This window comes from Pseudomonas imperatae (assembly GCF_057128625.1).
In genome coordinates this window covers 184853-204095 of sequence record NZ_JBSKHP010000005.1, presented here as the reverse complement: position 1 = coordinate 204095, position 19243 = coordinate 184853, and the positions used below count along the sequence as shown (strand labels likewise).

At 65.2% G+C, this 19243-nt stretch carries 14 protein-coding genes; 8 read left to right on the top strand and 6 right to left on the bottom strand.

Annotated features, from left to right (window positions below; genetic code table 11):
- Positions 1–34 precede the first annotated feature (34 nt).
- From topA to ACWKWX_RS08940, 3 genes are all read left to right on the top strand, one after another.
- Positions 35–2665 carry a type I DNA topoisomerase gene (gene topA / locus ACWKWX_RS08950; protein ID WP_483827541.1) on the top strand — a complete coding sequence of 877 codons (2631 nt, stop codon included), beginning with the start codon at positions 35–37 and terminating at the stop codon, positions 2663–2665.
- A 130-nt stretch (positions 2666–2795) separates the two neighbouring features.
- Positions 2796–3320 (top strand): DUF6586 family protein, encoded by a 525-nt coding sequence (locus ACWKWX_RS08945; protein WP_416423427.1) that lies wholly within the window; start codon positions 2796–2798, stop codon positions 3318–3320.
- A 50-nt stretch (positions 3321–3370) separates the two neighbouring features.
- The gene (locus ACWKWX_RS08940) at positions 3371–3604 is read left to right on the top strand and encodes a hypothetical protein (RefSeq protein ID WP_416423428.1); all 234 of its coding nucleotides are present in this window, start codon (positions 3371–3373) and stop codon (positions 3602–3604) included.
- A gap of 88 nt (positions 3605–3692) precedes the next feature.
- Here ACWKWX_RS08940 and sulA read toward each other — a convergent pair whose 3' ends face one another.
- On the bottom strand, positions 3693–4169 hold the full coding sequence (gene sulA, locus ACWKWX_RS08935) for an SOS-induced cell division inhibitor SulA (RefSeq protein WP_416423429.1): 477 nt from the start codon (positions 4167–4169) through the stop codon (positions 3693–3695).
- A 10-nt stretch (positions 4170–4179) separates the two neighbouring features.
- A complete protein-coding gene (gene lexA, locus ACWKWX_RS08930; RefSeq protein WP_027978423.1) occupies positions 4180–4788 on the bottom strand; it encodes a transcriptional repressor LexA in 609 nt (202 codons plus the stop codon).
- Between the two features lie 265 nt (positions 4789–5053).
- On the opposite strand from lexA, the gene ACWKWX_RS08925 reads away from it, so the two are divergent.
- From ACWKWX_RS08925 to ACWKWX_RS08915, 3 genes are all read left to right on the top strand, one after another.
- Positions 5054–5761, top strand: coding sequence for a TetR/AcrR family transcriptional regulator (locus tag ACWKWX_RS08925; RefSeq protein WP_416423430.1), 708 nt, complete (start codon positions 5054–5056; stop codon positions 5759–5761).
- A gap of 171 nt (positions 5762–5932) precedes the next feature.
- Positions 5933–6943: a beta-N-acetylhexosaminidase gene (nagZ, locus tag ACWKWX_RS08920; RefSeq protein WP_416423431.1), complete on the top strand. Its 1011-nt coding sequence runs from the start codon at positions 5933–5935 to the stop codon at positions 6941–6943.
- A 9-nt stretch (positions 6944–6952) separates the two neighbouring features.
- Positions 6953–7705 carry an S-methyl-5'-thioinosine phosphorylase gene (locus ACWKWX_RS08915; RefSeq protein ID WP_483827540.1) on the top strand — a complete coding sequence of 251 codons (753 nt, stop codon included), beginning with the start codon at positions 6953–6955 and terminating at the stop codon, positions 7703–7705.
- A gap of 203 nt (positions 7706–7908) precedes the next feature.
- Here ACWKWX_RS08915 and ACWKWX_RS08910 read toward each other — a convergent pair whose 3' ends face one another.
- Together ACWKWX_RS08910 and mfd are read right to left on the bottom strand one after the other, a co-directional pair.
- Positions 7909–10206, bottom strand: coding sequence for a DEAD/DEAH box helicase (locus ACWKWX_RS08910; protein ID WP_483827539.1), 2298 nt, complete (start codon positions 10204–10206; stop codon positions 7909–7911).
- A gap of 38 nt (positions 10207–10244) precedes the next feature.
- The gene (mfd, locus tag ACWKWX_RS08905) at positions 10245–13694 is read right to left on the bottom strand and encodes a transcription-repair coupling factor (protein WP_483827538.1); all 3450 of its coding nucleotides are present in this window, start codon (positions 13692–13694) and stop codon (positions 10245–10247) included.
- A 188-nt stretch (positions 13695–13882) separates the two neighbouring features.
- On the opposite strand from mfd, the gene ACWKWX_RS08900 reads away from it, so the two are divergent.
- Positions 13883–15346, top strand: coding sequence for a glyceraldehyde-3-phosphate dehydrogenase (locus tag ACWKWX_RS08900; protein WP_416423435.1), 1464 nt, complete (start codon positions 13883–13885; stop codon positions 15344–15346).
- Positions 15347–16141: 795 nt separating this feature from the next.
- Here ACWKWX_RS08900 and tcuC read toward each other — a convergent pair.
- The gene (gene tcuC / locus ACWKWX_RS08895; RefSeq protein WP_483827537.1) at positions 16142–17431 is read right to left on the bottom strand and encodes a tricarballylate/proton symporter TcuC; all 1290 of its coding nucleotides are present in this window, start codon (positions 17429–17431) and stop codon (positions 16142–16144) included.
- A gap of 159 nt (positions 17432–17590) precedes the next feature.
- Positions 17591–18154, bottom strand: coding sequence for a chalcone isomerase family protein (locus ACWKWX_RS08890; RefSeq protein ID WP_483827536.1), 564 nt, complete (start codon positions 18152–18154; stop codon positions 17591–17593).
- Positions 18155–18304: 150 nt separating this feature from the next.
- Here ACWKWX_RS08890 and ACWKWX_RS08885 point away from each other — a divergent pair, with 150 nt between their 5' ends.
- Complete coding sequence (locus ACWKWX_RS08885; protein WP_483827535.1) at positions 18305–19231, top strand: FAD:protein FMN transferase; 927 nt, start codon at positions 18305–18307, stop codon at positions 19229–19231.
- Positions 19232–19243: the final 12 nt, after the last annotated feature.

Here is a 19243-nt window from a genome sequence, read left to right as displayed (position 1 = left end):
CTTTCATTTCTAGTATTCAGGAATTTTCCGATCCATGGGCAAATCGCTGGTCATTGTGGAATCCCCGGCTAAGGCCAAGACCATCAACAAGTATCTGGGCAACCAATACGTGGTGAAGTCGAGTATCGGCCATATCCGAGACCTGCCCACCAGCGGTTCGGCTAGCGCCACGAAAGAACCGGTGAAGCGTGGCAAGGCCGCGGCCGCCGAGGCGCCTGCCTTGTCGCCCAAGGAAAAGGCGCGCAAGCAGCTGGTGGCGCGCATGGGCGTCGACCCCGAGCACGGCTGGAAAGCCCACTACGAGATCCTTCCCGGCAAGGAGAAGGTGATCGAGGAGCTGCGCCGTCTCGCCAAGGATGCCGACACCATCTATCTCGCAACCGACTTGGACCGCGAGGGGGAAGCCATTGCCTGGCACCTGCGCGAAGCCATCGGTGGTGACGACACCCGCTACAAGCGCGTGGTGTTCAACGAAATTACCAAGAAGGCCATCCAGGAGGCCTTCTCCACGCCGGGCGAGCTGGACATCGACCGCGTCAACGCCCAGCAGGCGCGCCGTTTCCTCGACCGCGTGGTGGGCTATATGGTCTCGCCGCTGCTGTGGTCGAAGATCGCCCGTGGCCTGTCGGCTGGCCGCGTGCAGTCGGTGGCCGTGAAACTGGTGGTGGAGCGCGAGCGCGAAATTCGTGCGTTCATCCCTGAAGAGTACTGGGAGATCCACGCCGACCTGGGCACCGCCAAGAACGCCAAGGTGCGTTTCGAAGTGGCGCGCGAGAACGGCGAGGCCTTCAAGCCGCTGAACGAAGCCACGGCCATGGCCGCCCTGGCCAAGCTCAAGGCGTCCACCTACAGCATCGTCAAGCGTGAAGACAAGCCGACCAGCAGCAAGCCGTCGGCACCGTTCATCACCTCGACCCTGCAGCAGGCTGCCAGCAACCGCCTGGGCTTCGGCGTGAAGAAGACCATGATGATGGCCCAGCGTCTGTACGAAGCCGGCTACATCACCTACATGCGTACCGACTCCACCAACCTGTCCGCCGACGCGGTGGAAATGGCGCGCAGCTACATCGAGAGCGAATTCGGCAAGCAGTACCTGCCGGCCGCGCCCATGGTGTACAGCAGCAAGGAAGGCGCCCAGGAGGCGCACGAAGCCATTCGTCCGTCTGACGTCAACACCCACCCCACCAAGCTGGCGGGCATGGAGCGTGACGCCGAGCGCCTGTACGAGCTGATCTGGCGCCAGTTCCTGGCCTGCCAGATGCCGCCAGCGCAGTACCTGTCCACCACCGTCACCGTGGCTGCCGGCGAGTTCGAGCTGCGTGCCAAGGGCCGTATCCTCAAGTTCGACGGTTACACCCGCGTGATGCCACAGATGGCCAAGCCGGGCGACGACGACGTGCTGCCGGAAATGGACCAGGGCGAGAAGCTGAAGCTGATCGAGCTGGACCCGACCCAGCATTTCACCAAGCCGCCGGCGCGCTACTCCGAAGCCAGCCTGGTGAAAGAGATGGAAAAACGCGGTATCGGTCGCCCGTCGACCTACGCCGCCATCATCTCCACCATCCAGGACCGCGGCTACGTGGCCCTGCACAACCGCCGCTTCTACTCCGAGAAGATGGGTGACATCGTCACCGAGCGCCTGTCGGAGAGCTTCTCGAACCTGATGGACTACGGCTTCACCGCCGGCATGGAGGAGAACCTCGACGACGTGGCCCAGGGCGAGCGCGACTGGAAGAACGTGCTGGACGAGTTCTACGGCGACTTCAAGAACAAGCTGGAAGTGGCCGGTTCCGCCGACAGCGGCATGCGTGCCAACCAGCCGACGCCGACCGACATCACCTGCCGCGAGTGCGGCCGGCACATGATGATCCGTACCGCATCCACCGGCGTGTTCCTGGGTTGCTCGGGCTACAGCCTGCCGCCGAAAGAACGTTGCAAGGCCACCATCAACCTGGTGCCGGGCGACGAGATCGCCGCCGACGACGAGGGTGAATCCGAGTCGCTGGTGCTGCGTGGCAAGCACCGCTGCCCGATCTGCGCCACCGCCATGGACGCCTACCTGCTGGATGAGAAGCGCAAGCTGCACATCTGCGGTAACAACCCGGACTGCGTGGGCTACGAGATCGAGGAAGGCAACTATCGCATCAAGGGCTACGAAGGCCCGAGCCTGGAATGCGACAAGTGCGGCAGTGAGATGCAGCTCAAGACCGGCCGTTTCGGCAAGTTCTTCGGTTGCACCAACCCCGAGTGCAAGAACACCCGCAAGCTGCTGAAGAGCGGCGAGGCGGCGCCGCCGAAGATGGACGCGGTGAAGATGCCGGAACTCAAGTGCGAGAAGGTCAACGACACCTACGTGCTGCGTGACGGCGCCTCGGGCCTGTTCCTGGCGGCCAGCCAGTTCCCGAAAAACCGCGAGACCCGTGCGCCACTGGTCATCGAGATCATCCCGCACAAGGACGAGATCGATCCCAAGTACCACTTCCTCTGCGAAGCGCCGAAGAAGGACCCCGATGGCCGCCCATCGGTGATCCGCTACAGCCGCAAGACCAAGGAGCAGTACGTGCAGACCGAAGTGGACGGCAAGCCGACGGGCTGGCGCGCGTTCTACGAAGGCGACAGCTGGAAGGTGGAAGACAAGCGGGCGAAAGAGAAAGAGCCGGCTTGATTCATCCCTGAGAAAAAACCGCGCCCCGGCGCGGTTTTTTTATGGCCCGATATTTATCTTGCGACGGCGGGCGTTCATCGCTGAAACTGTTCGTCTGCCCGAACCCCGTCGTTACTGGAGGGTGCCCGCCATGGCCCACGAACTCTACACCCGCACCAATCAGAAAATTTACTTCGCCGGCCTCTCCCTGGAAGCCATGGGCAAGGCCGAGCAGGGCCAGGCCATGAACGCCCTGGCGCGCATCCAGGCCGAGCGCGAGTCGTCGTTGTTCCACCTGTACGGTGCCTTGCTGGGCCTGTGCCATGAAATCGCCGGTTTCTACCGCTTGCCCCAGGCCGCTACGCCGCGCGCCGAAGAGTTGCTGACCCCGCAGATTCTGGCGCAGATCGCCATCCCGGAAATGGCCGAGCTGGTCGAGCTGGCCCAGGCCCCAGGCAGCTGGGTGTACGAGCTGCTGGCCGCCCACGCGGCGCTGCATCGCCCGCCCCAGGCGCCGAAGGTAGCGAAAGGTGATGTCACCCAGCCACTGATCGTGGCGGTCAACCTGGATGCGCCTGAGGAGCCTGAGGAACTGACCCGCGAGGTGTTGGAGGGCTGGCGCCAGCAGCTCAAGAGTCTGGCCATTCGTTACCGCGATGGCCTCAGTGAGTGCTGATTGCGTCAGCGGCTGCTACAATAGCGCCCTCACGTGGAGAACCCCCCTTTATGCCAACGTCCTTTCTTGAAATTGTCGAGCTGCCCGACGGCCGAATTGAACTGCGCCGCGCCGAGGATGAAGGCTCGCTCGTGACCTTGGACTTCTCGGAAGACGCCAAGGCTTTCCTGCAAGGACAGCATGTTGAAGTCGCCAAGGCCATGCTCAGCGTGGGCGTGCAGATGGCGGGCAAGATGGTGGAAGGCGAGCTGGAGAAAGAAGAAGGCCCGCGCGTCCTGCATTGATCTGGCGCGACTGAGTCTGTGGGAGCTGGCTTTCCAGCGAGCTTTTGATCTTTAAAAGCTCGCTGGCAAGCCAGCTCCCACAGACGTTCTACCCCATGCGAATGTTCAGGCTCTGGGCGTCGCCCAGGCGTGCGGCGGCAATCAACTGCTGGCGCGCGCTGCTGGCCAGCGGGTGCAACCAGCTCACCACCGTGTGGCTGCGGCCCAGGCGCAGCGCCTCGCAGGTCAGCTGCAGGGCGCTCTGGTTGCCGCCCGTTTGCAGGATCAGGATGCGTTCGCGGTTCAGGCCGGCGTCGCGCAGCCAGGCCTGGGTCAGGCTGGCGGGCGGGGCTATCAGGGTCAGCCAGCGGGCGTCCTGGTCCTCGCTGAGCTCGCGCAGCATCGGGGCCAGCAGGTTCAGGCAGTTCCCGGCAGCGCCACGCAATGACACTTCACTGAAGACCTCGGGCTGCGGCGCCGTCCAGGGCACTTCGGTGGCGTGGGTGAACAGCGGCGCCACGGGTTGAGCCATGAAGGCCTCGAACAGGGACAGCTGGGCCGGTTGCATCGAGTGTGGGAACTGCATGGAGCCTCCTTTATCGGCGTATGACGCCGACGCTCAAGCCTTCGATGACCAGGTCCTGATCCTTGAGGTTGACTTCGATGGGTGCGAACTCGGGGTTTTCCGCCAGCAGCCAGACCTTGCTGCCTTCGCGCTTGAAGCGCTTGACGGTGACTTCGTCGCCGATGCGCGCCACCACGATCTGGCCGTTGCGGGCCTCGCGGCAGGTGTGCACGGCCAGCAGGTCACCGTCGAAGATGCCGACGTCCTTCATGCTCATGCCATGCACGCGCAGCAGGTAGTCGGCGCGGGGGTGGAAGAAGGTGGGGTTGATGTTGCAGGATTCCTCGATGTGCTGCTGGGCCAGTATCGGCGCACCGGCAGCGACCCGGCCAATGATGGGCAGGGTGGATTCGTCGGCCTTGGCCTCGAAACCGGGAATGCGGATGCCGCGGGACGCGCCCGGGGTCATTTCGATGGCCCCCTTGCGCGCCAGCGCCTTGAGGTGTTCTTCAGCGGCGTTCGGCGACTTGAAACCCAGTTCCTGGGCGATTTCCGCGCGGGTGGGCGGGAAGCCGTTGTCGTCGAGGCAGCGCTTGATGAAAGCCAGGATCTCGGCTTGGCGTGGCGTCAGTTTCAGCATGTCGATCGCTCTGTCTTTTTATACAGTGACTGGGATTATATACAGTATGCGGGGCTTGGCAATCCTGCCGTGCCCACCGCTCGTCCCTCCAGGCCGCCATGCCGCCTGGCGGTTGCTTCGTGGCGAAACCCCGGCAATGGGGGCGAAACCCCCACCGGCTGTGGTTAAATACGTGACCGACCAGACACAAAACGCCTGCCCGGACTTGACAGGGCAGGGGTATGAAACGTATGTTTCAAACAAGTGTTTGTCAGGTGGAATTAGCATGGCCCAGTCGGAAACCGTTGAACGCATACTCGACGCTGCCGAGCAGTTGTTCGCGGAAAAAGGTTTTGCCGAAACCTCGTTGCGGCTGATCACCAGCAAGGCCGGGGTCAACCTGGCGGCGGTGAATTATCATTTCGGCTCCAAGAAAGCCCTGATCCAGGCGGTGTTCTCGCGCTTCCTGGGGCCTTTCTGCGTCAGCCTCGAGCGTGAGCTGGACCGCCGCCAGGCGCGCCCCGAGCACAAGGCCAACCTGGAAGAACTGCTGGAAATCCTGGTGGAGCAGGCCATGGTGGTGCAGCCGCGCAGCGGCGACGACCTGTCGATCTTCATGCGCCTGCTGGGCCTGGCGTTCAGCCAGAGCCAGGGCCACCTGCGCCGTTACCTGGAAGACATGTACGGCAAGGTGTTCCGCCGCTACATGCTGCTGGTCAACGAAGCCGCGCCGCGTATCCCGCCGCTGGAGCTGTTCTGGCGCGTGCACTTCATGCTGGGTGCCGCGGCGTTCAGCATGTCCGGCATCAAGGCCCTGCGGGCCATCGCCGAGACCAATTTCGGCATCGATACCTCCATCGAGCAGGTGATGCGCCTGATGGTGCCGTTCCTGGCTGCCGGCATGCGCGCCGACAGCGGCGTCACCGACGAAGCCATGGCCACCGCGCAGCTGCGCCCGCGCAGCAAGTCCACGCCGGCCCTGGCCAAGGCCTGAAACAATTGACGGTGGGCGTGGCCGGCAGCTTCCGCTAAGCTAGCCGCCCATGCCTATTCTGAACCTGCGGCGTCGTCCAGGCGCCGTGTTTACCCCCTTGCTGATCGACCCCTGCGCGGCCCCGGGCTGCGTGGGGCGGCACGCATGCACCCGCGAATCAAGGACTACCCCATGACTTCCCGCCTCCAAGGCTCGTTGATGGTCGATATCGCCGGCACCTGGCTGACCGCCGAAGACCGGCACCTGCTGCGCCAGCCCGAAGTGGCCGGCCTGATCATCTTCGCCCGCAACATCGAACACGCCCGCCAGGTGCGCGAGCTGACCGCGTCGATCCGCGCCATCCGCCCGGACCTGATTCTCGCCGTGGACCAGGAAGGCGGCCGCGTGCAGCGCCTGCGCCAGGGCTTCGTGCGGCTGCCGGCCATGCGCGCGCTGGCCGACAACCCCAACGCCGAGTACCTGGCCGAGCAGTGCGGCTGGATCATGGCCACCGAAGTCCTGGCGGTGGGCCTGGACCTGAGCTTCGCCCCGGTGCTGGACCTGGATCACCAGCGCAGCGCCGTGGTTGGCAGCCGCGCCTTCGAGGGCAACCCCGAGCGCGCCACCGCCCTGGCCGGTGCCTTTATCAAGGGCATGAACGCCGCCGGCATGGCCGCGTGCGGCAAGCACTTCCCCGGCCATGGCTGGGCCGAGGCCGACTCCCACGTGGCCATCCCCACCGACGAGCGCAGCCTGGAGCAGATCCGCGCCCTGGACCTGGTGCCGTTCGCGCGCCTGAGCCAGCAGCTGGCGGCGGTGATGCCGGCCCACGTCATCTATCCCCAGGTCGACAGCCAACCGGCCGGTTTCTCGCGCCGCTGGCTGCAGGACATCCTGCGCGGCGAGCTCAAGTTCGACGGTGTGATCTTCAGTGACGACCTGTCCATGGCCGGCGCCCACGTGGTCGGCGACGCCGCCAGCCGCATCGAGGCGGCCTTGAGCGCCGGTTGCGACATGGGCCTGGTGTGCAACGACCGCGCCGCCGCCGAACTGGCTCTCAGCGCTGCCCAGCGCCTGCAGGTGCAGCCGTCGCCGCGCATCGCCGGCATGCGTGGCCAGGCGTTCAGCAACGTCGAATACCGCCAGGATCCACGCTGGCTTACCGCTGTCGGAGCGCTGCGCGACGCCCAACTGATCGACTGAGGGTAATTCATGACTGTCTACGCGATTATCGGCGGCACCGGCCTGACCCAGCTCGATGGGCTGACCATCACCCGCAGCCTGGCCTTGGACACGCCCTACGGGGCGCCCTCGGCGGATATCCTCCAGGGCGAGTACGCCGGCCACGAGGTGCTGTTCCTGGCGCGCCACGGCCACCCGCACCGGGTGCCGCCGCACAAGGTCAACTACCGCGCTAATATCTGGGCGCTGAAGCAGGCCGGCGCCCAGGCGATCCTGGCAGTCAACGCGGTGGGTGGCATCCATCCAGCCATGGGCACTGGGCATTTGTGCGTGCCGCACCAGTTGGTGGACTACACCAGCGGGCGCGAGCACACCTTTTTCGCCGATGACCTGGAGCAGGTCACCCACATCGATTTCAGCTACCCCTACACCGAGGCGCTGCGCACCCGGCTGATCGCCGCCCTGGCGGCGCAGGGCCTGGCCTACAGCGATTTCGGCGTGTACGCCTGCACCCAGGGCCCGCGCCTGGAAACCGCGGCGGAGATCGTGCGGCTGGAACGCGATGGCTGCGACATCGTCGGCATGACCGGCATGCCGGAAGCGGCGCTGGCCCGCGAGCTGGACCTGGATTACGCCTGTCTGGCGCTGGTGGTGAACCCAGCGGCGGGCAAGTCGACGGCAGTGATCACCATGGCCGAGATCGAACAGGCACTGCACGACGGCATGGGCCAGGTAAAGGCCACCCTGGCCCACGTCCTGGCAAACCCGGCCACCCGCCCGTAACGCGGGTGCGCGGCGCCCCCGGCCGCGGCCTTGCGGCCCCGGCGCAATCTTCCCGGGAATACGCGGTGCATCCGGACGCGGCCTTGTGGCCGCTGCTACGGAGGGCGGCGTAGCAGCTGCCGCAGGCTGCGTCCGGCCTCGGCGCAATCTTCCTGGGAATACGCGGTGCATCCGGACGCGGCCTGTGGCCGCTGCTACGGGGTTTATTTCGGTTTGCGTGGCTTGCGGCCGGGCAGGGGTTCGAACAGCGCGTCGATGTCTTCGGGGGCCAGCTTCCAATCGCCGGTCTCGCGGCCTTCGAGGATGCCGGCGGCCAGCGCCGATTTCTCCGACTGCAGGTGCTGGATTTTCTCCTCCACCGTGCCGCGGGTGATCAGCTTGTAGACGAACACCGGCTTCTCTTGGCCGATGCGGTACGCACGGTCGGTGGCCTGGTGCTCGGCGGCCGGGTTCCACCACGGGTCGTAGTGGATCACCGTGTCGGCCGCAGTCAGGTTCAGTCCCACGCCACCGGCCTTCAGGCTGATGAGGAAGATCTGCACCTTGCCTTTCTGGAAGTCCTGCACCGGTATGCGGCGGTTCTTGGTGGAGCCGGTCAGCAGCGCGTACTCGATGCCGCGGTGCTGCAGTTCCTGCTCGATCAGCCCCAGCATCGAGGTGAACTGCGAGAACAGCAGAATGCGCCGATTCTCCAGCAGCAGCTCCTCGAGCATTTCCATCAGGCTGGCCAGCTTGCCCGAGCTGTGGCCGGGGCGCGGCGGCGTGACGCTGTTGACCAGGCGCAGGTCGCAGCACACCTGGCGCAGCTTGAGCAGCGCCTCGAGGATGATGATCTGGCTGCGTGCCACGCCTTTGCGGTTGATTTCCTCGCGCACCTTGCGGTCCATGGCCAGGCGCACGGTCTCGTACACGTCGCGCTGGGCCTCGTTGAGCTCCACCCAGTGGGTGATCTCGGTCTTGGCCGGCAGCTCGGTGGCCACCTGCTCCTTGGTGCGGCGCAGCAGGAACGGCTTGATGCGCGCATTAAGGTGCTGCAGGCGCTCCTGGTCGCCGTGTTTCTCGATGGGCACGCGGTAATCGCGGTTGAACGCCTTGGCGTCGCCCAGCCAGCCCGGCAGCAGGAAGTGGAACAGCGACCACAGCTCGCCCAGGTGGTTTTCCAGCGGCGTGCCGCTCAGGCACAGGCGCTGGCGCGCGCGCAGCTGGCGTGCCGCCTGGGCGGCCTTGCTGCCCGGGGTCTTGATGTACTGCGCCTCGTCGAGGATCAGCACGTGCAGCGGCACCTTGCTCAGCACCTCCAGGTCCTTGGGCAGCAGGGCGTAGGTGGTCAGCAGCACGTCGTAGTCGAACAGGTGGTCGAAATGCTTCTTGCGCCCGGCGCCGTGCAACGCGGCCACGCGCAGGGTAGGGGCGAAGCGCTGGGCCTCGTCCTGCCAGTTGGGGATCAGGCTGGTGGGCATCACCACCATGGCCGGCCGGTCCAGGCGCCCGGCGTTTTTCTCGCTCAGCAGGTGCGCCAGGGTCTGCAGGGTCTTGCCCAGGCCCATGTCGTCGGCGAGGATGCCGCCCACTTCCAGCTCGCGCAGGGCCTGCATCCAGCTCAGGCCTTCATGCTGGTAGGGGCGCAGCGTGGCCTTGAGGTCGGCGGGCGGCACGGCGGGCTGGGTGCGAATGTCGCGCAGGCGTTCGGCAAAGCCGCGCAGGCGCTCGCCGCCTTCCCAGCTCAGCGGCAGCTCCTTGAGTGCGTTGAGCCGCGTGGCATCGGGCGTGGACAGGCGCAGGCGGGTCTCGCCCGGCTCGCGCAGGTAAAAGTCGCCCAGGGTCGCCAGCACCGGTTTCAGGCGGCCATAGGGCAGCGCTACCTGGATCAGCTTGGCCTTGTTGCCCTGGGGGCTGTGCACCGGCACCAGCATCTGCTCGTCGTCGCGGCGCCGCGCCAGTTGCGCCGGGTTCAGGAGTTCGGGGTGGGTGCGCAGCAGGTTGATCAGGATCGGCAGCAGGCTCAGGCGTTCGCCGTTGACCACGATGCCCAGCTCCAGGTCGAACCAGTCGCGGTCGCCGGCCTCGTCAATCACCGCGTACCAGTCGTCCACCGGGGTCAGGTCGAAGGCGAAGTCGTCCGAATACTCGATCTCCCAGCCCTGGTCGCGCAGCACCGGCAGGTCGTTGAGCACGAAGCGCAGCCAGGCGCTGTCGCTGGGCAGCTCGAAGATGTCGCCGGCGCTTTCGGGCAGCGCCTTGCTTTGCCGGGTGGCGATGCGAAAGCCCAGGTTCTGCAGGGTCTCGCGCAGCAGTTTTTCGCTCAGGGGTTGGCGCGCCACGCTCGGTTCGTGAGGCAGGCGGTTGCTGGACACATAGTGCCCGGCGTAGCCGAACGCCAGCGCGGCGCGGTGCTGGATATGCCGCTGCATGCGGCCGTTGCGCGGTTCGAAGGCGCTGAACTCGACACTCCCCAGCCACAAGCGTGGCCGGGGTTCGAGGGTGGTCAGGTGTTCGGACATTTAGCTGGCAGACACCTTGTTCAAAACGACAATCATGTTCATGCGGACTTCGGCGTCAGGCGCTCGAACAGCGCCTCCAGGGTGTTGAAGCGTTCATCGGCGCGCTCCATGGGCACCATGAACTTGAACAGCGTGGCGCCTTCGAACTTGTAGCGGTTGGGCTGGCCCTGGATCAGCTTGATCAGCACCAGCGGGTCCACCGGCGTCTCGGCCGCGAACTCGATGCGGCCGCCTTGCGGGCCGGCGTCGACCTTCTTGATGCCCAGGGTTTCCGCCTGCAGCTTGAGCAGGGTCAGGCGCACCAGGTTCTTGGTCGGCTCGGGCAGCAGGCCGAAGCGGTCGATCATCTCCACCTGCAGGTCCTTGAGGCCGTCCTCGTCCACCGCCGAGGCGATGCGCTTGTACAGGATAAGCCGCGCGTGCACGTCGGGCAGGTAGTCCTCGGGGATCAGCGCCGGCAGGCGCAGGTTGATCTCCGGGCCGCCGCCCAGGGGCTGGTCGAGGTTGGGCTGCTCGCCCTTGCGGATGGCCTTCACCGCGCGTTCGAGCATTTCCATGTACAGGGTGAAGCCCACTGCCTGGATCTGGCCGCTCTGGCCTTCGCCCAGCAGCTCGCCGGCGCCACGGATTTCCAGGTCGTTGGTGGCCAGCACAAAGCCGGCGCCCAGGTCCTGGGTGTTGGCGATGGCCTCCAGGCGCTTTTCGGCGTCCGGGGTGATCTGTTGCCGGGGTGGCGTCAGCAGGTAGGCGTAGGCCTGGTGGTGGCTACGGCCCACGCGGCCACGCAGCTGGTGCAGTTGGGCCAGGCCGAACTTGTCGGCGCGCTCGATGATGATGGTGTTGGCGCTGGGCACGTCGATGCCGGTCTCGATGATGGTCGAGGCAATCAGCACGTTGAAGCGCTTGTGGTAGAAGTCACTCATCACCTGTTCGAGTTCGCGCTCGCGCATCTGCCCGTGGCCGATGCCGATGCGTGCCTCGGGCACCAGTTCGGCGAGGTCGGCGGCGCACTTCTCGATGGTCTTCACGTCGTTGTGCAGGTAGTACACCTGGCCGCCACGCAGCAGCTCACGCAGCAGCGCCTCTTTCACGGTGCTCTTGTTCTGCTCCATGACGAAGGTGCGCACCGACAGCCGCCGCGCGGGCGGGGTGGCGATGATCGACAGGTCGCGCATGCCCGACACCGCCATGTTCAGCGTGCGCGGGATGGGCGTGGCGGTCAGGGTGAGGATGTCCACTTCGCTGCGCAGGGCCTTGAGCTGCTCCTTCTGGCGCACGCCGAAACGGTGTTCCTCGTCGATGATCACCAGGCCCAGGTTCTTGATCTTGACGTCGTCCTGCAGCAGCTTGTGGGTGCCGATGACGATGTCGATCTTGCCTTCGGCCAGCTCTGCCACGGCGGCGCTGACTTCCTTGGCGGACTTGAAGCGGCTCATCACCTCGACGCGCACCGGCCAGTCGGCGAAGCGGTCGCGGAAGCTGTTGTAGTGCTGCTGGGCGAGCAGGGTGGTGGGCACCAGGATGGCCACCTGGCGGCCGCCGTGCACGGCGATGAACGCCGCGCGCATGGCCACCTCGGTCTTGCCGAAGCCGACGTCGCCGCACACCAGGCGGTCCATGGGCTTGGGCGCGAGCATGTCCTCGCGCACCGCCTCGATGGCCGACTGCTGGTCGGGGGTTTCCTCGAAGGGGAAGCCGGCGCTGAAGGTGGCGTAGTCCAGCGACGGGTCGGCGAAGGCGTAGCCCTTGCGCGCCGCCCGGCGGGCGTAGATGTCGAGCAGCTCGGCGGCCACGTCGCGCACCTGTTCGGCGGCCTTGCGCTTGGCCTTCTGCCAGGTTTCCGAGCCCAGCCGGTGCAGCGGCGCCAGGGCGTCATCGCTGCCGGTGTAGCGGGCGATCAGGTGCAGGTTGGCCACCGGCACGTACAGCTTGGCGTTCTCGGCGTATTCCAGGGTGAGGAATTCGGCCATCTGGTTTTCGATTTCCAGGGTTGCCAGGCCCAGGTAGCGGCCCACGCCGTGGTCGATGTGCACCACCGGCGCGCCTTCGCGCAGCTCGGCGAGGTTCTTGATGACCGCGTCGCTGTTGCCGTCGGTGCGTTTTTCCCGGCGGCGGCGCTGCATCACGCGCTGGCCGAACAGCGGGCTCTCGGCGACCAGCGCCAGGGCCGGGTCGTCCAGCACCAGGCCTTCGTCCAGCGGCGCGATGGTGATGGCCAGGCGGTCCTTGCCGCCGGCGAAATCGGCCCAGCCGTCGACGGTTTTCGGTTTCAGCTTGAGGCGGTCCAGCAGCTCCAGCAGCACCTCGCGGCGGCCCGCCGATTCGGCCGTGAACAGCACGCGGCCGGGGAACTGGTCGAGGAAGTTCGACAGCGCCGCCAGCGGCTGGTTGGCCTTGGCCTCGATGGCAAGGTTGGGCAGCACTTGCGCCGGGAAGCGGTCGCGGCCCACGCCAGGCTCGATGTCGGCCTGGCTGACGACTACGCGCGGCCAGCCCTTGAGGCGGGCGAAGCAGTCTTCCACCGGCAGGAACAGTTCGGCCGGCGGCAGCAGCGGCCGCTGCTTGTCGATCTTGCGTTCCTCGTAGCGGTTGCGCACGTCGTTCCAGAAGTTCTCCGCGGCCTGCTCGATGCCCGGCAGCGAGAACACCTGGGTGTCCTGGGGCAGGTAGTCGAACAGCGTCGAGGTGTCCTCGAAGAACAGCGGCAGGTAGTACTCGATGCCGGCCGGGGTGATGCCGCTGCTCAGGTCCTGGAAGATCGGCGTGCGCCGGAAGTCGACGTCGAAGCGCTCGCGGAAGCGCGCCTTGAAGCGCGTCACGGCTTCCTTCTGCAGCGGGAACTCGCGGGCCGGCAGCAGGCGCACCGAGTCCACCTTGTCGATGGAACGCTGGGTTTCCGGGTCGAAGGTGCGCAGGGTCTCGATCTCGTCATCGAACAGGTCGATGCGGTAGGGCAGCTTGCTGCCCATGGGGAACAGGTCGATCAGCGCGCCGCGCACGGTGAACTCGCCGTGCTCGTACACCGTGTCCACGTAGCGGTAGCCGCTGGCCTCCAGGCGCGTGCGCATCTGCTCCACGTCCAGCTTCTGGCCGACGTCCAGCACCAGGCTGCTGCCGAGCAGGAATTGCGTGGGCGCCAGCCGATGTAGGGCAGTGGTCACCGGCACTACCAAAACCCCGTGGTCGAGCTCCGGCAGGCGGTACAGGCTGGCAATGCGCTGGGAAATGATGTCCTGGTGCGGCGAGAACAGGTCGTATGGCAGGGTTTCCCAGTCAGGGAAATGCAGCACGGGCAGGCCGGGGGCGAAGAAGCGCAGCTCCTGCTCCAGCCGGTCGGCGCTCTGGCTGTCGGCGGTCAGCAGCAGGGTAAAGCGCTTGGCGGCGCTGGCGGCTTCGGCAATGGCCAGGCTCAGGGCGGCCCCTGGCAGGTTGCCCCAGGTGTGTTTCCCCGCGGTGGAGGACAGTAGCGGTAGACGCAGGACAGGCACGGGCGGTCAGGCTCCAGGCGTTGCGACAAAGACAACGATTGTACCGACCCTTGGCCGGGCTGTCAGTTTCGACCGCTCGAAAACGAAACCTTCGCCGCAAAGCCCGGTCTATGAGCCTGTGTCGACAGGCGCTCATTGCTCCGGCGTGCGCGCGAAGTCATAATGTAGCCCCTTTTTTCTGTCCCTACATGTGGAAGGTTCCCGTGACTCAGAAGCCCGACCAGTGTCTTGGTGAATGGATCGATCGTGAAGCGCTCGCCGAGGCGATGATTCCGCTGATCGGTCAGCTCTACCGCAATAACAACGTGGTGAGCTCGATCTATGGCCGCAGCCTGATCAACCGTTCCGTCATTCAGATCCTCAAGGCCCACCGCTTTGCGCGTCACCGCCAGGCTGGCGAAGTTGAATTGTCTGTCCACGAGACATTCCCCCTGCTCAAGGCCATGAGCGAGCTGAAACTGGGCGCCGCCTCGGTGGACCTGGGCCGCCTGGCCAACAAGTTCAAGGAACAGGGCAACGGCCGTACTGCCGAGCAGTTCGTTCGTGAGGAAATGGCCGACATCGTCGGCCAGCAGAACGCTTCCCCACGCAAGGGCAAGGACGTCGTGCTGTACGGCTTCGGTCGCATCGGCCGCCTGCTGGCACGCATCCTGATCGAGAAGACCGGTGGCGGCGACGGCCTGCGCCTGCGGGCCATTGTGGTGCGCAAGGGCGCCGAGAACGACCTGGTCAAGCGCGCCAGCCTGCTGCGTCGCGACTCGGTACACGGCCCGTTCGACGGCACCATCACCATCGACGAAGCCAACAGCACCATCACCGCCAACGGCAACCTGATCCAGGTTATCTACGCGAAGAACCCGTCCGAAGTCGACTACACCCAGTACGGCATCAGCGACGCGCTGCTGGTGGACAACACCGGCGTATGGCGTGACGCCGACGGCCTGGGCCAGCACCTGGCCTGCCCGGGTGTCGACCGCGTGGTGCTGACTGCACCGGGCAAGGGCAAGCTGAAGAACATCGTCCACGGCATCAACCATGGCGAAATCACCGCTGACGACAAGATCGTTTCTGCGGCGTCCTGCACCACCAACGCCATCGTGCCGGTGCTCAAGGCCGTCAACGACAAGTTCGGCATCGTCAACGGCCACGTCGAGACCGTTCACTCGTACACCAACGACCAGAACCTGATCGACAACTTCCACAAGGGTTCGCGCCGTGGCCGCAGCGCCGCGCTGAACATGGTAATCACCGAGACCGGCGCCGCCACCGCTGCTGCCAAGGCCCTGCCTGAGCTGGCCGGCAAGCTGACCGGCAACGCCATTCGCGTGCCGACGCCGAACGTCTCGATGGCCATCCTGAACCTGAACCTGGAAAAGGCCACCACTCGCGAAGAGATCAACGAGTACCTGCGCCAGATGGCCATGCACTCGGACCTGCACAAGCAGATCGACTTCGTGAACTCCCAGGAAGTGGTGTCCACCGACTTCGTCGGCTCGCGCCACGCCGGTGTGGTGGACGCCGAGGCGACTATCGCTAATGACAACCGCGTTGTGCTGTACGTCTGGTACGACAACGAGTTTGGCTACAGCTGCCAGGTAGTGCGGGTGATGGAAGACATGGCGGGTGTGAATCCGCCAGCGTTTCCACGCTAAGCGCTAGCTTGGAAATGAAAAAGCCCCGGCAGTGATGCCGGGGTTTTTTTATTTTCGAAACACCGCGAACCGCTCTTGATCTTGATCCCGTGAGGCCCTTGATCTTGATTGTGTGCCCCGTAAAGCGCCAGGGCCGACTGGAGGCGTTGGCCGAGCGGTCCACGGCGTAGCCGGGGAAGACGGAACCGGAGGCGCTTCTATTCCGGGCCGTCGGCCGCTTGGGCGACGCCGGAGGGAGGGGACCCGCAGCGAAGCGTAGGGACCAAGCAGGGGCAAGCCTTTTTTGCTTACTTTTTGTGGCGTTTGACAAAAAGTGAGCCGGCGTAAGGCCGGAAAGGTGAAGTGGCATCACCCTGAATGCTGGATATACATAGGGCTTTCGAATCCCGCTTCGGCGATTTCGAACATATCCATTTTCGCGGGGATACCACCGACCGTTTCGCCCTTACGGCGAGTAACTTTTTGGCAGTCGCCCCAAAAAGTCACCAAAAAGGGCTTGCCCCTGCTTGGGCCCTACGCTGCGCTACGGGTCCCCTCCTTCCGGCGCCGCTCAACGGGCAGACGGCACCCGCTATAGAAGCCTGCGGGTTACCGTCTCTTCGGCCTGCGGCCTCGGCCCTTCGGGCAGCCCGTTGAGCGACGCCTCCAGTCGGCCCTGGCGCTTAACGGGGCCAAGATCAAAAGCCAGATCAAGATCAAGATCAAGATCAAAAGCCAGATCAAGATCAAAAGCCAAATCACAAGCAGATCAACAGCAGATCAACAGCGGCTCAACAGCAGATCATAGGGCTGTATTTACGCCCTAGCAGCCTCGGCTGTCCGCAGTGCATGCTTGTTCCCATGGAACAACACCAACGTCGCCACCAACCCCAACACCGCCGCACCACTCAACCAAATCCCCGGCGCCGCCTTGTTGTCCAGCACATGGATCAAGTAGGTGCAGGCCGCCGGGGTGAAGCCGCCGAAGGTGGCGGTGGCCAGGCTGTAGGCCAGCGAGAAACCGGTGGTCCGCACCTCTACTGGCATGATCTCGGTCAGCGCCACCACCATGGCGCCGTTGTAGCTGCCGTACAGGAACGACAACCACAGCTCCACCATCAGCAGGCGTTCAAAGCTGGGCGCCTGCACCATCCAGTTCAGCGCCGGGTAGGCCGTGAGGATCGCCAGGATGGTCGCCGCCAGCAGCAGCGGCTTGCGGCCGATGCGGTCGGACACCGCGCCCATCACCGGCAGCCAGAAGAAGTTCGACAGGCCAATCAGCACGGTCACCAGCAGGGCGTCGAAGTCGGACAGGTGCAGCTCGGCCTTGCCGAAGGTGGGGGTGTAGGCGGTGATCAGGTAGAACGACACGGTGGTCATCACCACCAGCGCCATGCCGGCCAGCACCAGGCCGAAGTTCTGGCCGATGGAGCGCACGACTTCCTTGAGGCTGGGGCGGTGCTTGCGGGCCTGGAACTCCGGGGTTTCTTCCAGCGAGCGACGGATCATGAAGATGGCCGGCACGATCATGCAGCCCACCAGGAACGGCACCCGCCAGCCCCAGTCGCCCATTTGCTCGGGGCTTAGCCAGTGGTTCAGGGCCACGCCCAGCAGGCCGGCGAACACCACGGCAGCCTGCTGGCTGGCGGACTGCCAGCTGACGAAGAAGCCCTTGCGGCCGGGCGTGGCGATTTCCGCCAGGTACACCGACACGCCGCCCAGTTCCACGCCGGCCGAGAAGCCCTGCAGCAAGCGGCCCAGCAGCACCAGCAGCGGCGCCACCACGCCCAGGGTGGCGTAGCCGGGCACGCAGGCGATCAGCACGGTGCCCATGGCCATCATCGCCAGGGTGACGATCAGCCCTTGGCGGCGGCCATGGCGGTCGATGTAGGCGCCGAGGAATATCGCCCCCAGCGGGCGCATCAGGAAGCCGGCGCCGAACGTCGCCAACGACAGCATCAGCGAGGCGAAGGCACTGTCGGAGGGGAAGAAGGTCTTGGCGATGGCGGTGGCGTAAAAGCCATACACCATGAAGTCGAACATCTCGAGGAAGTTGCCGCTGACAACGCGAAAAATCGCCTTGCCCTTGCCTGTGGTCGAGGCCATGGAAGTGCACTCACTGCAAATTGTTGTAGTTGGTGGCCGCAGCGCACGGCCTTTCGCAGGCTTTGGGGCCGTTTTGCGAAAAATAATTTGTAACAATATGTATAAGTGTAGGACTTGGCAACGATTCTGCCTGGAAGGTGTAACGTTTCAGCCGATCGATCAAGATGCCCGAGGCTGCAAAAGTGCCTCGCGCAAGTTGTCAGAAAGGCCCCTGGGGGCCAGCCAGATGTTCAGGTATAAGCGTGCCAAGTCCTTGTCTTTGCTGATAAAAATGACCTGGCCGTTGCGCTCCAGGGTGAGCCCCGATGCGCTGTTGTAGGTGAGGGCATAACGGTCACCGGCATGGATGTCGATGAAGCTCTGGTGCAGGCGGTCGATTTCCGGCCGGGCCGCCCGCAGCTGGTTGGGGCTGGCCTGGCGTTGCAGGGTCTGGTTGGCGGCCTTGATCACGTCGTCGCGGCCGATGTCGTGGAAGTAGAACAGCTCCAGGCGCTGGTCGCGCAGGCTGTCCACGGCCTGCTGCGGGCTGACGTCGGCTTCGGTATAGAAAGCGGCGGCGTAGACGTCGACGAATAGGTAATTGAGCAGCGCCTGGTTTTTGCGCTGCAATGTCGGCGACTGTCCCCATTGCGTGGCGAAATTCGCCTCGTTGAGACGGTCGGCGCTGTTGCCCCAGGCCAGGGCGCAGAAGAAGAGCAGAAGCAACAGCGGCTTGTGGCGCATAATGGCGTCTTCCTCGAATGTCTGCCTCAAGGTTAAGTCAAAATTCGCCTGTCCACGCACCTTGCCCGTCCTTTTCTCCTGCTCAACCTGCTGACGACCCTGGCGGGTTGCAGCGCTGGCGACCCGGTGGAGTCCTTCAGCGGGCCCACCATGGGCAGTCGCTACACCATTCAATACGTGCCCACCGCCCATACGCCACGGCCCGGGCAGGTGCAGGCGGAGGTGGAGCGCATCCTCGGCGAGCTTGACCAGCAGCTGTCGCTGTACCGCGACGACTCCGAACTGGTGCGCTTCAACGCCTTGCCGGCCGACAGCTGCCGGGTGATGCCGCCGGCGGTGCTGGAACTGGTGCAGTACGGCCAGTCGCTGTCCAGTGCCAGCGATGGCGCCTATGACCAGACCGTGGGGCCGCTGATGAACCTGTGGGGCTTTGGTCCGCACAGCCGCCTGCAACAGGTGCCGCGCCCGGCCGTGCTGGCCCTGACCCGCCAGCGCGTGGGCTACCGACACCTGAGTATCAGCGGCAACCAGTTGTGCAAGGACGCCGCCGTGCAGGTCGACCTCAACAGCGTCGCCGCCGGCTATGCGGTGGAGCGTATCGGCGCGCGGCTGCAGGCGCTGGGCATCGGCAGCTACCTGGCCGAGGCCACGGGCGAGCTGAAAGCGGCGGGGCGCAAGCCCGATGGCAGCGCCTGGCAGGCCAGCGTGCCCACCCCGCGCGCCGACGACCAGCAGGCCAGCCAGGTGCTGGGCGTCGACGGTTACGGCGTGTCCACTTCGGCCGAGCACCGCCACTACTTCGTGCAGGAGCACCGCCGTTATTCGCACCTGCTCGACGCGCGCACCGGCGCGCCCATCACCCACGCCCTGGCCTCGGTCACGGTGATTCATCCTTCGGCGTTGTCGGCCGATGGCCTGTCGACCCTGTTGATGATCCTGGGGCCGGAGCAGGGCTGGGACTACGCCAGTGGCCACGACATCGCCGCGCTGTTCGTGCGCCGCGATGGCGAGGTGCTGTCCAGCCGGCCGACGCCTGCATTCGAACGGATGGCGGCAGCAGGAAAAGTTGATCATTGACGTGCAGGTGAT

Excerpts from the sequence above, each read along its gene's own strand:
- topA (WP_483827541.1), top strand. The coding sequence starts at position 35 with ATGGGCAAATCGCTGGTCATTGTGGAATCCCCGGCTAAGGCCAAGACC.
- ACWKWX_RS08945 (WP_416423427.1), top strand. The coding sequence starts at position 2,796 with ATGGCCCACGAACTCTACACCCGCACCAATCAGAAAATTTACTTCGCC.
- ACWKWX_RS08940 (WP_416423428.1), top strand. The coding sequence starts at position 3,371 with ATGCCAACGTCCTTTCTTGAAATTGTCGAGCTGCCCGACGGCCGAATT.
- sulA (WP_416423429.1), bottom strand. The coding sequence starts at position 4,169 with ATGCAGTTCCCACACTCGATGCAACCGGCCCAGCTGTCCCTGTTCGAG.
- lexA (WP_027978423.1), bottom strand. The coding sequence starts at position 4,788 with ATGCTGAAACTGACGCCACGCCAAGCCGAGATCCTGGCTTTCATCAAG.
- ACWKWX_RS08925 (WP_416423430.1), top strand. The coding sequence starts at position 5,054 with ATGGCCCAGTCGGAAACCGTTGAACGCATACTCGACGCTGCCGAGCAG.
- nagZ (WP_416423431.1), top strand. The coding sequence starts at position 5,933 with ATGACTTCCCGCCTCCAAGGCTCGTTGATGGTCGATATCGCCGGCACC.
- ACWKWX_RS08915 (WP_483827540.1), top strand. The coding sequence starts at position 6,953 with ATGACTGTCTACGCGATTATCGGCGGCACCGGCCTGACCCAGCTCGAT.
- ACWKWX_RS08910 (WP_483827539.1), bottom strand. The coding sequence starts at position 10,206 with ATGTCCGAACACCTGACCACCCTCGAACCCCGGCCACGCTTGTGGCTG.
- ACWKWX_RS08900 (WP_416423435.1), top strand. The coding sequence starts at position 13,883 with ATGTGGAAGGTTCCCGTGACTCAGAAGCCCGACCAGTGTCTTGGTGAA.
- tcuC (WP_483827537.1), bottom strand. The coding sequence starts at position 17,431 with ATGGCCTCGACCACAGGCAAGGGCAAGGCGATTTTTCGCGTTGTCAGC.
- ACWKWX_RS08890 (WP_483827536.1), bottom strand. The coding sequence starts at position 18,154 with ATGCGCCACAAGCCGCTGTTGCTTCTGCTCTTCTTCTGCGCCCTGGCC.
- ACWKWX_RS08885 (WP_483827535.1), top strand. The coding sequence starts at position 18,305 with ATGGGCAGTCGCTACACCATTCAATACGTGCCCACCGCCCATACGCCA.